Genomic DNA, 16,672 nt, shown 5'->3' with positions numbered 1-16,672 from the left:
CAGAGCAGCATCCGTAATTGGATGCTACTCTGTTTTTATTTTCTTTAAAAAATATTCATAATAATTCTAGAAATATATAGCAACGCAATGATTAAACTGCATAGAAATACCATGCTCATATATTTTTTCTTTTTAGGCTTTGCTGCTTCAATTTCGTCTTTATTCTCTAGATATTCTAGCAATTCTTTCTCTATTTCCTCGTTAATATCTTTGTCATGATTTTCACTCACAACTATCCCTCCACGACTACATGTTCATCTTTAAACTTATATTATTACAATTTCTGTAAAAGGACAATCTTTACTTTGTATTAATAACAAGTTATCAATTCTAGTACCTTTTTTCAATTTGTGAGCACCACATTTGATTAGTCGTGCACGATAGTTTAATATTCAATCAATCGCACACGATAGAAAGGAGTATTTTATGGATTACAATATGAAACTAGCCAATCAAGTATGTTTCTCAGCATATAATGTAAGTCGATTATTTGCCCAATTTTATGAAAAAGAGCTTAAGTCATTTGATTTAACTTACTCACAATATTTAGTCTTACTTTCATTATGGGAGGAAAATCCTCAAACATTACATTCAATTGGTCATAAATTGGACCTTTCAAGCAACACGCTTACCCCACTACTTAAAAGATTAGAACAATCAGGATGGGTCACTCGACAAAAATCAGACCAAGACAAAAGACAATTAATTGTTTCGTTAACTCAAAAAGGGAAAGATCAAAAGCAACCTATTTACGATGCTATCTCTAAATGTGTATCAGAAGATATGAATTTAGAATTATACAAACAAACGAAAGACATTATGGATCAATTAGAAACAACTTTAAGAAAGCAATTAAATAAATAATATATAAAGGGTGATAAACTATGAAAAAATTTGATGTTGTATTTATAGGAAGTGGACATGCTGCATGGCACGCTGCGTTAACGTTAAAACATGCAGGCAAATCTGTAGCCATTATAGAAAAAGACACGATAGCTGGTACATGTACAAATTACGGTTGTAATGCCAAAATCTTACTTGAAGGACCTTATGAAGTATTAGAAGAAGCTAGTCATTATCCTCAAATTATTGAATCTGATCAATTACACGTAAACTGGAAGAACTTGATGCAATATAAGAAAGCAATCATTAATCCCCTTTCCAATACGCTTAAATCTATGTTTGAACAACAAGGTATTGAAGTTATAATGGGTGCCGGTAAATTAGTAGACGCTCATACAGTTGATGTTGAAGGTACACCTATTCAAGCTGAAAACATCGTCATTGCAACAGGACAACATAGTAATAAATTAGATATAGAAGGTAGCGCATTAACACATGATAGTCGTGACTTCTTATCTTTAGATAAAATGCCAAATAGCATCACATTTATTGGTGCTGGTATTATTAGTATCGAATTCGCTTCAATCGCAATTAAATCAGGTGCTGAAGTTCATGTCATCCACCATACAGATAAACCATTAGATGGATTTAATGAAAAACACATCGCGAAATTAATTCATAAACTTGAATCTGAAGGCGTACAATTCCATTTCAATGAAAATGTTCAATCAGTCCAACAAGCTGGTAACAGCTATAAAGTTGCAACAGAATCTGGACTAAGCATTGACACTGACTATGTACTAGACGCAACAGGACGTAAACCAAATGTACAAAATATAGGATTAGAAGAATTAGGTATTGAATATAGTGAAAAAGGTATTCAAGTGGATGATCATTTAAGAACAAACATACACAACATATATGCAAGCGGAGATGTATTAGATAAAACAATCCCTAAATTAACACCAACAGCAACATTTGAATCTAACTACATCGCGACTCATATATTAGGTATCAATCCAAATCCAATTCAATATCCAGCAATACCATCTGTATTATACTCATTACCAAGACTTTCACAAATTGGTGTTACTGTTAAAGATGCAGAGCAAAGCGAAGCATATACAATAAAAGACATACCATTCGGTAAACAAATGGTATTTGAATATAAAAACGAAACAGAAGCGGAAATGACAATTGTATTAAACGCAGACAAACAACTCGTAGGCGCAGAAATCTACGCAGACGACGCAGCAAACTTAATTAACCTACTCACATTTATCGTTAACCAAAAACTAACAGCCAAAGACCTAAATCAACTCATCTTTGCATTCCCAGGCTCATCAAGCGGTGTGCTAGATTTATTAAAAGTAGCAATGATGTAGTATATATTGCCACCACTTTTCTAACAAAGAAAAGTGGTGGTTTTTTATACAGCGAAAAAATTCATAAACTAAAAGACTTTAAAACATAGTAAATCTCTCAACTTTGTATTGACATTTAGTGGTATTGCGCGTAATGTTTTTATATAATTCTGAATATTTAAAAAGAAAATCGGGAGGATTATTATGGGAAATTTTTTAGTATTACAATCTGATTTTGGATTAGAGGATGGTGCAGTAAGTGCTATGTACGGTGTTGCTCATACAGTAAGCAATGATATTGAAATTAGTGACTTAACGCACAATATCCCACCATATGATATATGGGTAGCATCATATCGTTTATATCAAACTGTTAAATATTGGCCAAAAGGTACGGTGTTTGTTTCAGTGGTAGATCCGGGAGTTGGAAGTGATAGAAGAAGTATTGCATGCTTAACTAAATCTGGACATTATATTATTACACCAGATAACGGGTCATTAAGTCATATTCAATATTACGAAGGTATTGAAAAAGTAATCGCAATTGATGAAGTAAAAAGCCGCTTACCTCACTCTGAGGAAAGTCATACATTTCACGGGAGAGATGTATATGCTTATAATGGCGCAAGACTCGCTTCAAAACAAATTACTTTCAATGAACTTGGGCACCCAATTGAACTTGATTCCATTAAACAATTAGAAATTATTGAAGCTAAAAACGAAAATAATATTTTAAGTGGTAGTATTGATGTATTAGATATAAGATTTGGTTCTTTATGGACAAATATTCCTTTAGACTACTTAAAGCAAGCGAATTATTCACACGGAGATCAAATTATGGTGTCTATTTTCCACAATGAGAATAAAGTGTATCAAAATATTATTAAATTTGTACGATCATTTGCTGATGTAAATATCGGAGAACCACTTGTCTATGTTAATTCACTTGTAAACATTGGTATTGCTGTTAACCAAGATTCATTTTCAAAACTATATCATATCGGAACAGGTAAAGAATGGACAATCCAATTATCGAAAGTATCATTCAATTTATAATGAAAGGAAGAATATATCATGAATAAACAAGGTATATCAGTTAAAACTATCGTAGCTATAGGTATTAGTGCAGCAGTTTTTGTTATTTTAGGTAGGTTTGTTGTAATTCCAACTGGATTCCCAAACACCAACTTAGAAACATCTTATGCATTTTTAGCTTTAATTTCTGCTATATTTGGTCCTTTTGCTGGATTTATGATTGGTCTTATTGGTCACGCTGTTAAGGACTTCACGACTTATGGTAGTGCTTGGTGGAGTTGGGTAATATGTTCAGGAATTATTGGCTTTTATTACGGATGGATTGGGCAAAAAATCAATTTAGCTACTGGACAATTTAGCAAAAAAGGCATTTTATATTTTATAGTCGCTATTATTATTGGAAATATTGTATGTTGGGGTTTAATCGCACCAATTTTAGATATTTTAATCTATAGTGAACCGGCTAATAAAGTATTTACACAAGGTGTCATTTCTACAATATTAAATATTGTATCAGTAGGAATTATTGGTACACTACTTATAAAAGCTTATGCATCAACTCAAGTACAAAAAGGCAGCTTGAGAAAGGATTAGATTAACAATGGCTAAACCGATTATTACCTTTAAAAATGTTAATTTCAAATATTATAGCCAATCTGAACCAACACTTCACAATATAAATATTAATATTTATCCTGGCGAAAAAGTGCTTATAGTTGGTGCTTCAGGTAGTGGTAAATCGACTTTTGTAAACTGTATAAATGGACTTATTCCCTTTAAGTATGAAGGTGACTTAACTGGCCAAATAATTATTAATGGTGAAGATGCTAAAGAAGGCACTTTTCATGAACGGTCAAATATAGTAGGAACGGTTCTTCAAGATACAGATGGTCAGTTTATTGGATTAACAGCTGCTGAAGATATGGCGTTTATGTTAGAAAACAATAATGTTCATAAAGAAACCATGCATAAAGACGTCCACCACTGGTCTAAGGTTGTCAATATTGATGAACATTTAAATAAGCGTCCACAAGATTTGTCAGGTGGCCAAAAACAACGTGTTTCATTAGGTGGCGTACTCATACATCAGCCTCCTATTTTAGTACTTGATGAACCTCTAGCAAACCTAGACCCTCATTCTGGATACCAAACAATGAAACTTTTAGAAGAGTTACATCAATATACAGATTCAACTATGATTATGGTAGAACACCGCTTAGAAGAAGCACTCGATGACACATTTGATCGCGTCATCTTATTTAAAGATGGAAAGATTTATGCAGATTTAATGCCTGATGAGATATTACGTAGTAACTATTTAAATGAATGTGGTATTAGGGAACCTTTATACGCATCAGCTGTGAAATACACTCAAACACCTATTCAAGAAAAAATAAACTTCGCTAATGTTAATGAAGTATCCACAAATAATGAAATTAAACAAGCTATCAATAATTGGCAATTAGAACAAATTGCCCCTCAAAATCAATACGATCAATATGAACCTTTATTAACTTTAGAAGATATTAATTATCAATATAATCGCACGAGTGGAAAAATTTTAAATCATATAAATCTCAATATATATCCAGGAGAAATGTTAAGTATTGTGGGACATAACGGAGCAGGCAAATCAACATTAGCAAAAGCAATTTGTGGCTTTATACATACTAAAGGAAAGATGTTTTGGAACAACGAATCATTCCACAAACTTTCAATCAGTGAACGTTCTGAACATGTTGGGTATGTTATGCAAAATCCAAATCATATGATTTCAGAAAAGATGATTTTTGATGAGGTTGCCTTAGGTTTAAAACTTCGAAACATAGACGAAGCAGAGATCAAAACACGCGTTTTTAACATTTTAAAAACATGTGGTTTATACCCTTTTAGAAATTGGCCAATTTCTGCATTGAGTTATGGACAGAAAAAACGTGTAACAATCGCATCTATACTTGTTCTAAGTCCAGAAATTATAATATTAGATGAACCAACAGCAGGACAAGATTATTATCATTACACGGAAATGATGACTTTCTTAAAATCCTTAAATGAGGATGGACAAACAATTATCATGATAACGCACGATATGCATTTACTAGCTGAATATACGGACCGTACTATTGTTATTTCTGATGGTAAGATTATTGCTGACACTACTCCAATCAAATTATTAGCAGATCAAAAGCTATGTGAGCAATCGGCTCTGAGACAAACATCATTATATAAACTTGCGCAACGTGCTCAAATTACATCTCCTCAAAATTTCGTGAGAACATTCATAGAATTTGATAAAGAGGTGAAAAAATCATGAATGAGTTTAATACACTAGGCTATCATCCAGGAAATACCCCTATACATTATATAAACGCAACAGCAAAACTCATTTTCTTTTTATTACTATCAATTTCTGCAATGATGACTTATGATACACGTTATTTGATTATAGTAAGTATTTGTTCTCTGATTCTTTTTAAAGTTTCTCAACTTAAATGGTATCAAGTTAGTTTTGTTGTTAAATTTATCGCTTTTTTCACAGTAATCAATGTTATCGCCGTTTACTTATTTGACCCTGAATACGGCGTCCGCCTTTATGGTGTTAGAACAGAATTATGGTCAGGTGTTGGAAGATTTACTTTAACAACTCAAGAATTATTTTATTTGTTTAATCTATTATTAAAATATGTATGTACCATTCCTTTAACACTTGTATTTTTATTAACAACAAACCCTAGCCACTTTGCAGCAAGCTTAAATCGTATAGGTGTTAATTATAAAATCAGTTATGCCGTAGCATTAACATTAAGATACATTCCTGATATCCAAGAAACATATCTAGAAATATCACAAGCACAACAAGCAAGAGGCTATGAAATGTCTAAAAAAGTAAGTATCATTAAACGTCTTAAAGGCGTATCACAAATTGTAATGCCTCTAATATTTTCAAGTATTGAACGCATTGATACTGTCAGTACAGCAATGGAACTTAGACAGTTTGGTAAACATAAAAAAAGAACATGGTATGTAAGCGAACCATATCAATTCAAAGATTATATGACCATTGTTATTGTAATATGTTTTGTCGCAGTAGCGATTGCATTATTTTTTATCAATGGCAGTAGGTTTTATAATCCATGGCATTAATAAAACAGAGGTAAGACTACCGTCACTAACACGGAAGACTTACCTCTGTTTTTGTTTTGGAAAATCACTTCACTTTTTTGGATAAAATGACATTTATTCGTATATAAAGCGCTTACACAAATTGCTAAGATTTTTATATACAAAACTACACGGGGTGATTACATGCAATTTTTTGAAATTAACAAAATTCCTAACAAAGGAATTCCACTTTCAACTCAAAGAAAGTTATGGCTTCGACACTTTTTAAAAGCTTTCTTTGTAGTATTCTTTACATATATGGCGATGTATTTAATTAGAAATAACTTTAAAGCTGCTCAGCCATTACTAAAAGAAGAAGTCGGTCTGACTACTTTAGAATTAGGATATATCGGGTTAGCGTTTAGTATTACATATGGTCTTGGTAAATCATTACTCGGTTACTTTATTGATGGTAAGAACACTAAGAAAGTTATTTCATTCTTACTTGTTTTAGCAGCACTTGCTGTTTTAATAATGGGCTTTACGCTTAGTTACTTTGGTTCTATATTAGGTCTATTCATCGTTTTATGGGGATTAAACGGTATATTCCAATCAGTAGGTGGTCCAGCTAGTTATTCGACAATCTCAAGATGGGCACCACGTTCTAAAAGAGGACGTTACCTTGGTTTTTGGAATACTTCACATAACATCGGTGGTGCAATAGCCGGTGGACTTGCATTATGGGGTGCACATACATTCTTTAATGGTAGTGTTGTTGGTATGTTCATCTTCCCTTCAGTCATTGCTTTAATTATAGGTATTGCTGGTTTATTCATTGGTAAAGATGATCCTGAAGAATTAGGTTGGAATCGTGCTGAAGAAATATGGGAAGAACCAATTGAACAAGAAAATATTGATTCAGTTCATATGTCAAAATGGGAAATTTTCAAAACTTACATTCTAAAAAATCCTGTTATTTGGATTTTATGTGTTTCAAACGTATTTGTTTATATAGTACGTATAGGTATAGATAACTGGGCACCTTTATACGTATCTGAGCATTTAGGATTCGGTCAAGCTGATGCTATCAATACCATATTCTACTTTGAGATTGGTGCACTTGTTGCGAGTTTATTATGGGGATATGTTTCCGATTTACTAAAAGGACGTCGTGCTGTCGTAGCAGTTGGTTGTATGTTTATCATTACATTTGTAGTTATACTTTATACAAATGCTACAAGTGTTGCTATGGTTAATATCGCTTTATTTGCATTAGGTGCATTAATATTTGGACCTCAACTATTGATTGGTGTTTCATTAACAGGATTTGTACCAAAACGAGCAATCAGTGTTGCTAACGGTATGACAGGATCATTCGCTTATTTATTCGGTGATTCAATGGCCAAAGTAGGACTAGCTGCTATTGCAGACCCTAAATCAAAAGGATTAAATGTATTTGGTTACACACTTAGCGGTTGGACAGATGTCTTTATCGTCTTCTACTTTGCCTTATTCATAGGTATCATTTTATTATGTATTGTTGCATATTATGAAGAAAAGAAAATACGCTCACTAAACATTTAATATAAAAAAGGAATGGATTTTCCCATTCCTTTTTATTTTTTCATATAATCACTTGGTGATACTTCTAAATATTTTTTGAATTGATAACTAAATACTTTATATTCTAAGAAGCCTACCATATCAGCTACTTCATAATGTTTATAATGGTGTTCTAGTAGATGAAGGGATTTGAATACTCTATATCTATTTAAGTAATCTAATATTGTAATACCTACTTCTTGTTTGAAAATCCTCATAAGATAGCTTTCACTTGCGTCAAATTGACTAAGCATTTCTTTCACTGATTGTTTATCATGATAATGTTTACGGATATATTGAATGATTTTATTTACATAATAGTCATCATAATCAACCTCTTTTAAAGGTTTGAACACTTCTATATCTACTTTTTCTTCTTGATCATCATACTTTTCATAAATCTTATTGAGTATTTGTTTTAATTCTTGTTGATTAATAGGTTTTAGCAAATAATCTGTTACTTTATGTTGAATGCCTGCTTTCATATATTCGTAATCGTCATAACTAGATAAAATAATTTTCTCACATGAAATATCCTTAATGTTCTCTAGTAATTGTATGCCATTCATCTTAGGCATTCTAATATCAATAATTACGAGTAGTGGATGATTGATATGAATTAATTCCAGTGCTTCTTCTCCGTCTTTTGCTAACAATACTTCATTGAAATTATAATCAGACCATTGTATTGAAGACTTCAAACCCTCTCTTATAATTCTTTCATCATCACAAATAATAACTGTATGCATTATACTCACCTACCTCTAGGAATTCTTAGAGCAATCATTGTGCCTTTATTTTCAATTGAATAAATTTTTATTTTTGATTTTAAACCATACTTCAATATTAATTTATGATTCAAATGGTTTAATCCTAAATGTGTTGTTTCATATACAGAAAGATTTAAATTTTCTCGAGTTAATCTTAATTGTTCTTTTGACATGCCATCCCCATCGTCCTTAACAATAATAAGCAGATGATGAGCGTTTTCTCTTATTCGAATATTGATTGTCAAATCATGATCACGTTCATTATGTTTGATCGCATTTTCTATAAATGGAAATATACACATTTTATCAATTTTCATTTCTTTAATATCATAAGGTACATCGATTAATAATTTTATCTTGTCGTCAAATCTTACATTTTGAATAGAGATATACTTCTTTATATATAGGAGTTCATCTTTAACGAGTACATTATCAGACTTAACTCTTAATGAATATCTCAGCATTTCTGAAAGTTGTTGCAAAATTTCTTCCGCCTTGTTCGGAGAAGTACTTACAAGATATTGGATCGTTTGCATCGTATTGAATAAAAAATGCGGGTGAAATTGTCGTTCAATTTCTTTAAGTTGAATTTCTCTCAATGATTTTTCTGTATCTTCAATTGAATGAATTAATGCTTCATTTGATTCAAACAAATCATAAACATACTTATTAATTTCTTCTAGTTCACTCGTGCGGGATAAAGGTTCATATGTACCTAGCTTTCTTTCTTTTGCGTATTTAATTCGTTTAATAATTGATTCTATATCTCGCGTTTGAACTTGAGAAATTTTACTAGAAGAGACGTAACCGAATATAGTCAAAATGACGAATGTTAACAACATAATAGAGAGTAATTTAATACCATCATTCAAAATTTCATGTATATCTTTTAATAAAACAATATGTGCATTTAACTCTGTTATATATTCACTTTTATAAACATAGCCAAATTTAGGTAATGTAACTTTATAGTTTGATGGAATCTTTTCATAATTTGAATATAAGACGTTATCATAACTATCTACTAATAATAAATGTTGATTATTTTTATAGTGCAGTTGATTCAAATAGGGTTGTTCTTCAATGTATATCGTAAGTTTATAATTACCATTGTTAAACTTTATATTTTGACTCTTTATGCGAAGTAAATTCGATAAATTTTTATCTTCATAATTATTTGTCATTTTTATATCATGGTTTTCTAATATATAAATCATAGAAGCATCTTTTATGTGAATTGAGTCATTAATGAGACGACGTATTTCTGTTTTATCATCATCATTCTTAGGATCTAAAGATTCAAATTTGTGTTTATCATTATTAATGGCTTTTGTAACTTTCTGATTTAATGATGTGACGATATCTTTACTTTCAACTATATTATGCTTCAAACTATTTATTTCAATCATTCTGTATATGCCTAAAAATGTTGCAAATCCAATTAATATAATTAAAAATGCCGGTAGTATAGTAGTGATAAATAATGATTTTCTAATCATACGTTGATAAGGTTTAGTTGGTATCATTGAATCAACTCCAAAAATTGCTTTCTAGTTAGATGACTAATATCGTCATCCTCAATAACAGGTATTTCCCTGAACTTTGCTGCAACTTGCTTATTTTGATTAAAAACATCTTTTCTACCGGACTGAATTTTATACTCATCTGCTATTTTTTGTTGAACCTTTTTACTTGTTAAGTAATTAATCAGTTTTTTACTTTTCGGATTAATATTTTCCTTTTTTATAAGTGCGATGCCGTCATGATTCAACATTGTACCTTCACTTGGATAAATCATTTTCAAAGGATAACCTTTATTAATATAAGCTTTGGCATCCGATTCATAACTTAAACCAGCATAATATTTACCATTCGCAACTTCTTGTATAACTTTAGAAGATTTATCAACTTTATTTGCAGTAGCCATAAAATCTTTTACGTCATCAACATTGTGATTAATACTTTCAATAGCTTTCATATGTTGATATCCCGTCGTTGTTTCTAGAGGATTAGAATAGACCACTTTACCTTTCAATTCTTCAGCACATAAGTCTTTATAACCCCTAACTTTAATATTTCCTATCAAGTCTTTGTTCACAACAATCGTAGTTGGCATTAATATGAAATCTGATACATACGGAACTTTTTGTTTAGCATATTTCATATACTTTTGATTTTTCGATTCGTATGCTTCAAAATCATCTGGATGTTCAATCATTTCCGACAAAACACCACCAACCACAATATCCCCTAGTTCATCTTCATCTGCTTGATGAATTTCCCTTAATAATACTTGTGTAGAACCCTGCTTTAATTCAACTTTAACATTTTCAGTTTGCTCAAAGTCATTTAATAAAGAACGTATTAATTCTCTAGGATATGGAGAATAAACAGTTATCCTTTCTTGATGATTGTTTAATTTTCCACAGCCAGAAACAATCAATAGTATGCAAACTAAAACAAAAAATTTCTTCATAATTTTTCTCCCGATTATTGTTTTTCATTTACTGCTCTTGAAATTATTTTATCATTTGGAATAAATTATCAGTATGATTTTTTACATATTACATAAAAAAACACTAGGTTATTCTATTTGAACAACCTAGTGTTTAGTAGTTTATATTTTTATAGTCTCTCCTATTTTTGCTTTTGGTGAAACTGTTAATTCTCCACTATATTCTACTTTATCTACTTCAACATTATCTTTAATGACAATGTCTCCTCCTCTCACTACTTTTGCTTTAACGTAGTTAATATCGATTTTATCTCCTTCAATTAAATTACTTTCTAAAAATTTACCTGATCTAAATAGGTTTAATGGTGATTTAGGATTACCTATGCTTATTGTGTTACCACCTATTTCTTTTATATAGGAGTGATCGTAGACTTTGATTTCTATATCATCAGCATTTAATAAACCTAAAATTTTAACGACTCCTGATGTATAGAAATTTTCTACTTCACATTCTTTATCCACTGATAATTTACCAGTTATATTAAGGTCTCCTCCAACCAAATTACCTAAAATGGTTACGAAACCGGATATATCGAAATTTTGGAATCTTAAGTCTTCTTCTACTTCTATCTTTCCTGAACATGAAATATCATCTATTTCTACTAGTTTATCTGCAATAAATTTGCCACTTAAAATCATTTCTTTCGCATTAAATTCACCGTGAGCGAACCCTTTACCTGATATATTTACAACATTGGCTTTAACGTCTTTAAGAATCTTAATCATACCTTTAATATTAATCTCGTTATAAGTGCCACCTTCGATTGTGTTTTTCCCAGTTATTTCGATTGATTGTACCATTTATTCTCCTCCTCTTATTTAAATAATGTCTCTATATGTGTGCTGTAAATTGTCTTTACATTGTCTTCTAATATAATTTGTGAATTTTTCTCTACTATGAAATAAAATGCTAACCCTAATTTACGATTAATATATAGCTCTGCATTAAATTTTAACGTCCCTCTATTGATTAAGAACTCTCTTAATTCTTTCAGTTCACTTAAAGATAATATATTCTGATTCATCACATCATTTAATATGACACCTGCATATACCGCTTCATCTTCAGGATATGAATTAAGTAATTCTTCCCCAATTTCTTGCTTAAAATAATCAGACCATTTTTGTATAAGACTTTCATTATTGATTTTCTTTTCATCTTTTGGTGTATTATCTTTATTTAATATTTCTGAGAGTTCGTCTAATGAATAGGTATTTTTATATTTTTGAATATCACTAATTCTTTTCAATATTTTTTCTCTCGGGAAAAACGACTCTTGTCCTGTATAAGTCGACTTCCTAATAAACCACTCATCAGGTATAAGTTTCTTTCTCTTCCACCTATATAACTGTCCGTAAGTAATACCACATTCTACTAATAATTCTTTTTTACTAATTAATTGTATGTCCATGATATCCTCCTTTTCATATAATGTAACATAACACTGTTACGTTATCAAATGTAATAAAGCTACGATTTAAAATTTTACATAAAAAAACTACCCTATAATTTATAAAGGATAGCCTTGTCTCTTATTCAGACAAATGCACCATTTTATCAGCGCTATCTGTGAATATGCCATCAACGCCCCAGTTAGCTAATTGGTTTGCACGTGCTGGTTTGTTTACAGTCCAAACGTTTAATTCATAACCCGCTTCTTTGACCATTCTTACTTTTGCTTTTGTGAGTTTGGCATCTTCTGTATTCACTATCTTCGCATTGCAATAATCTAACAATGTTCTCCAGTCTTCTTTGAATGATGTCGTATGGAAGATGACAGCTCTTTTATATTCTGGCATGATTTCTTCTGCTAGTTTAACGAGTACGACGTTAAAGCTTGATATGAGTACTTCTTGATTTTGATTTAAGTTTGCTAATTTTTCTTTAACTTGCTTTACCATACTTTTAGATAGAACGAGTCCATTCGCGCCAGTGACGCCTTTCAACTCTACATTTAGGTTCATGTTATATTCATTTGCTATTTCTATCACATCATCGAATGTTGGTAAGCGTTCATCTTTAAATTTCGCACCATACCATGATCCTGCTGATGCTTCTTTTAATTCTTCATAGTTTAATGCTGTTATTTCCCCGGACATACTTGTTGTACGGTCTAAATAGTCATCATGAATGATGATTAATTGTTTATCTTTTGTAATGGCAACATCTAACTCTAGCCATTTTACACCTTCTATTTCTGAAGCTGCTTTAAAAGATGCTATTGTATTTTCTGGAGCTTTACTTGGTAATCCTCTATGTCCATATATTGTTAGCATATTACCTCTCCTTGCGCTTTTTATTTTTAAATTGTTAATTTTTTGATTCTTAGGGTATATATTTACAACAAACATCCGTAGAATCAGCATACCTGTATTATCACATTATTGGTCTGTTTATTGCCAATAAAATGTGTGTAGATTTTTTAAGGAGGGTATGGTTATGGCTAGTGAAACAATTACAATACATACTAAACAAGATATTATCGATTATGTGAACGAACGTAAGACGACAAAGCGTACGTCACTATTATTAATTATCGTATTAGGCACAATATTTTTAGATGCTTATGATTTAACAATTTTAGGTACAGCAACTGATCAACTAACTCAAGAATTCAAACTTTCTCCGACTTACTTATCATTCATTATGACAGCAATGCCATTCGGTGCATTATTTGGTGCTGCAATTGGTGGATTTTACGCCGATAAATTAGGTCGTAAATTAATTCTATCTGTCTCATTGATTTCTTTAATTATCGGGGCGATTGGTGCCGCGTTATCACCTGCACCAGCTATTTTATTATGTTTCAGATTATTGATGGGATTTGCAATTGGTATGGATAGCCCAGTTGCTTTTACTTTTATAGCAGAAATCAGTAATAAAAAAGATAAAGGCCGTAACGTCAACTATTGGCAAGTCGTTTGGTATATCGCCGTTGTATCTTCGGCTCTTATCGTTATTTTGTTATATTCTCTTGGTACAGGTGCTTGGTTATGGCGTTATTCCGTAGCACTCGGCGCAGTGTTCGCAACGATTATACTCGTTTTAAGATTATTTTATTTAAGCGAAAGCCCATCATGGTCAATGAAAAATAAAACCTTAACAGAAGCGAGTAAAGAACTCGAAAAGAACTACAACATCAATGTGAATATCGAACCTAATAAAGGTGAAGATGAATCATTTAGTAAAACAGAAGTTAAAAATCCTTTACGTACATTGTTTAATAAACGCTATCGTAAAAGAACAATATTAGCGACTTCCATTGCAACATTACAAGGTATGCAGTACTATGCAATCGGTCTATATATTCCTTTAATCGCAATTTATATAATCGGAGAAAACAAAATCGAATCCTTATCAGGTACTGCACTCATTAATATCGCGGGTATCATTGGTGGTTTAACTGGTGCATTACTCACAACAAAATACGGCGCACGTAAATTAACAATTGCTGGGTTTAGCATTGTAGGGACAGCCATGATTATTATAGGTTTATTTTATGGACATACCTATACTTGGTTGATTGCGTTAATGGTGGCATTCTTCCTATTTGGACATTCAGGTGGACCAGGAACTCAAGGTAAAGCAATTGCCGCCCTATCATACCCTACAATTCTACGAGGTAAAGGAACAGGCTTTGTTGAATCCGTGAGTAGATTCGGTAGTATGTTTGGTACATTTATTTTTCCAATTATATTAGCTAACTTAGGATTAAATAAGACAATGCTGCTATTAGCATTAGTGCCTATAGTTGGGCTAATCATTACTACTTATATTAAATGGGAACCAGTAGGTAAAGATGTCGAACACGAAGATCAATATATTGAAAAAGTTTAATACAAAAAGCAAAAGCCTAGGACAACCTCCTAGGCTTTGTTACTTATGAAGTTCAATTTTCGCTATCTCGTGAGTTTATTACACCTTTAACTCACATGTTTTGCGATCTCGTGAGTTTACTGCATCTTTAACTCACATCTTTTACGATCTCGTAAGTTTATTACACCTTTAACTCACATCTTTTACAATCTCGTGAGTTTATTACACCTTTAACTCACATGTTTTGCAATCTCGTGAGTTTACTGCATCTTTAACTCACATCTTTTACGATCTCGTAAGTTTATTACACCTTTAACTCACATCTTTTCAGTATTACAACTCATACTCAAAAAATACACCTAAAAATTTGAAAAGCCTAGGACGTCTTGAGATGTCCTAGGCTTCATTTATTATTCTTCTGTTTTATATGTTCTAATGTGATCTGCGATACTGTGTAAGTATACTTTTGAATATGGATCTTGTCTGAGTTCGCGTTCGAAGTCAAATTCTTGGTTATCAAATCTATTAAAGAAAGTTTCGTATTCTTCTACAGATAATTGTTCTCTTGATGCAAGCATGTCTAAGTGTTTTTCTTTATCTAGCGCTTTATCATAACCTTCTACGATTGAACCACTAAATATTTCAGCTACTGCACCTGAACCATAACTAAATAGACATACTTCTTGTCCTGCTTGGAATGTATGGTTTTGTAATAAAGAAATTAAACTTAAATACAATGAACCTGTATAAATATTTCCTACGTCTCTATTCCATAGTACAGAATCTTGATATGCATCCATTAATCTGTTTTTAATTGAATCTTCTACGTTTTCGTTTAAAATAGTCTTGAAGGCTTTTTCACCCATTTTAGTAAATGGAACGTGGAAACAGAATGATTCAAAATCATTTACTTCATGACCTGTACGTTTAGCGTATTCATTCCAAACTGTGTTGAATGATTCAATGTATGCATCTTTAGATAAAGCACCATCTACGACAGGATATTTTTCAGATGTTGGTCTCCAGAAATCATATACATTATTTGTATATGCAACGCTATCGTCATTTAATTCTAAAATTCTAGGATTATGACTCAATAGTAAAGCGACTGCTCCTGCACCTTGTGTAGGTTCTCCACCTGAATTTAATCCGTAACGTGCGATATCAGATGCGATTACAAGTACTTTTTTACTCGGATTGTTTGATAAGAAGTCTTTAGCAAGTTGGATAGCTGCTGTAGCTGAGTAACAAGCTTCTTTCATTTCAATACAACGTGCAAATGGTTGAATATTTAATTGGTTATGAATCTCTATTGATGCTGCTTTAGAGTGGTCGATTCCCGATTCAGTCGCTACGATCACCATGTCGATATCTTTTTTATCTTGTTCAGATAATATATCTTGAGCTGCGTTAATACCCATTGATATAATATCTTGGCTCACTGGATTAACGGCCATTTTATTTTGACCGATACCAATTTTAAATTTATTTGGATCTACTCCACGAGCATTTGCCAAATCTTCCATACTTACATAAAAACTTGGGATGTAAAAATCTAATTTATCAATACCTATTGCCATAATAATTTCCTCTCAATATGTTATTTTATATATTGAATGATATC

General features: G+C 31.7%; 16 protein-coding genes. 8 read left to right on the top strand and 8 right to left on the bottom strand.

From position 1 onward, the window contains the following. Positions 1–44: 44 nt before the first annotated feature. Entirely contained in the window at positions 45–230 is a 186-nt protein-coding gene (locus LQ694_RS12155) for a hypothetical protein (RefSeq protein ID WP_058611716.1), read from the bottom strand. A gap of 196 nt (positions 231–426) precedes the next feature. Between LQ694_RS12155 and LQ694_RS12150 the strand changes: the two genes are divergently transcribed. The 7 genes from LQ694_RS12150 (at position 427) to uhpT (ending at position 7,928) form a co-directional block, all read left to right on the top strand. Next, entirely contained in the window at positions 427–864 is a 438-nt protein-coding gene (locus LQ694_RS12150) for a MarR family transcriptional regulator (protein ID WP_070369366.1), read from the top strand. Positions 865–884: 20 nt separating this feature from the next. Further along, positions 885–2,228, top strand: coding sequence for a dihydrolipoyl dehydrogenase family protein (locus LQ694_RS12145; RefSeq protein ID WP_070369367.1), 1,344 nt, complete (start codon positions 885–887; stop codon positions 2,226–2,228). 183 nt (positions 2,229–2,411) lie between these two features. Further along, positions 2,412–3,263: an SAM hydrolase/SAM-dependent halogenase family protein gene (locus LQ694_RS12140; protein WP_058611713.1), complete on the top strand. Its 852-nt coding sequence runs from the start codon at positions 2,412–2,414 to the stop codon at positions 3,261–3,263. A gap of 18 nt (positions 3,264–3,281) precedes the next feature. Beyond that, the gene (locus LQ694_RS12135) at positions 3,282–3,836 is read left to right on the top strand and encodes an ECF-type riboflavin transporter substrate-binding protein (RefSeq protein WP_218697091.1); all 555 of its coding nucleotides are present in this window, start codon (positions 3,282–3,284) and stop codon (positions 3,834–3,836) included. A 7-nt stretch (positions 3,837–3,843) separates the two neighbouring features. Continuing rightward, on the top strand, positions 3,844–5,556 hold the full coding sequence (locus LQ694_RS12130; RefSeq protein ID WP_070369368.1) for an ABC transporter ATP-binding protein: 1,713 nt from the start codon (positions 3,844–3,846) through the stop codon (positions 5,554–5,556). Further along, positions 5,553–6,386, top strand: a complete 834-nt coding sequence (locus LQ694_RS12125) for an energy-coupling factor transporter transmembrane component T family protein (protein WP_070369369.1) — start codon at positions 5,553–5,555, stop codon at positions 6,384–6,386. The genes LQ694_RS12130 and LQ694_RS12125 overlap by 4 nt, the downstream gene beginning before the upstream one ends. 162 nt (positions 6,387–6,548) lie before the next feature. After that, entirely contained in the window at positions 6,549–7,928 is a 1,380-nt protein-coding gene (gene uhpT / locus LQ694_RS12120) for a hexose-6-phosphate:phosphate antiporter (RefSeq protein WP_049320309.1), read from the top strand. Between the two features lie 32 nt (positions 7,929–7,960). Here uhpT and LQ694_RS12115 read toward each other — a convergent pair whose 3' ends face one another. From LQ694_RS12115 to LQ694_RS12090, 6 genes are all read right to left on the bottom strand, one after another. Beyond that, positions 7,961–8,695, bottom strand: a complete 735-nt coding sequence (locus LQ694_RS12115) for a response regulator transcription factor (RefSeq protein WP_231492993.1) — start codon at positions 8,693–8,695, stop codon at positions 7,961–7,963. Between the two features lie 5 nt (positions 8,696–8,700). Next, on the bottom strand, positions 8,701–10,242 hold the full coding sequence (locus LQ694_RS12110; protein WP_058611708.1) for a sensor histidine kinase: 1,542 nt from the start codon (positions 10,240–10,242) through the stop codon (positions 8,701–8,703). After that, positions 10,239–11,192, bottom strand: a complete 954-nt coding sequence (locus LQ694_RS12105) for an extracellular solute-binding protein (RefSeq protein ID WP_096791605.1) — start codon at positions 11,190–11,192, stop codon at positions 10,239–10,241. Before LQ694_RS12105 ends, LQ694_RS12110 begins: the two co-directional genes overlap by 4 nt. Positions 11,193–11,333: 141 nt before the next feature. Continuing rightward, on the bottom strand, positions 11,334–12,032 hold the full coding sequence (locus LQ694_RS12100) for a hypothetical protein (RefSeq protein ID WP_058611706.1): 699 nt from the start codon (positions 12,030–12,032) through the stop codon (positions 11,334–11,336). A 14-nt stretch (positions 12,033–12,046) separates the two neighbouring features. Further along, on the bottom strand, positions 12,047–12,643 hold the full coding sequence (locus LQ694_RS12095) for a DUF4004 family protein (protein WP_218697090.1): 597 nt from the start codon (positions 12,641–12,643) through the stop codon (positions 12,047–12,049). A 121-nt stretch (positions 12,644–12,764) separates the two neighbouring features. Continuing rightward, positions 12,765–13,508, bottom strand: coding sequence for a glycerophosphoryl diester phosphodiesterase (locus tag LQ694_RS12090; RefSeq protein ID WP_025907524.1), 744 nt, complete (start codon positions 13,506–13,508; stop codon positions 12,765–12,767). A gap of 163 nt (positions 13,509–13,671) precedes the next feature. On the opposite strand from LQ694_RS12090, the gene LQ694_RS12085 reads away from it, so the two are divergent. Next, on the top strand, positions 13,672–15,069 hold the full coding sequence (locus LQ694_RS12085) for an MFS transporter (RefSeq protein WP_084756118.1): 1,398 nt from the start codon (positions 13,672–13,674) through the stop codon (positions 15,067–15,069). 389 nt (positions 15,070–15,458) lie between these two features. Here LQ694_RS12085 and LQ694_RS12080 read toward each other — a convergent pair whose 3' ends face one another. Then, positions 15,459–16,628 carry a hydroxymethylglutaryl-CoA synthase gene (locus tag LQ694_RS12080; protein ID WP_218697089.1) on the bottom strand — a complete coding sequence of 390 codons (1,170 nt, stop codon included), beginning with the start codon at positions 16,626–16,628 and terminating at the stop codon, positions 15,459–15,461. Positions 16,629–16,672: the final 44 nt, after the last annotated feature.

The organism is Mammaliicoccus sp. P-M58 (assembly GCF_022386165.1).
GTDB classification, from domain to species: domain Bacteria; phylum Bacillota; class Bacilli; order Staphylococcales; family Staphylococcaceae; genus Mammaliicoccus; species Mammaliicoccus sciuri.
This window is presented reverse-complemented; position numbering and strand designations above follow the sequence as displayed.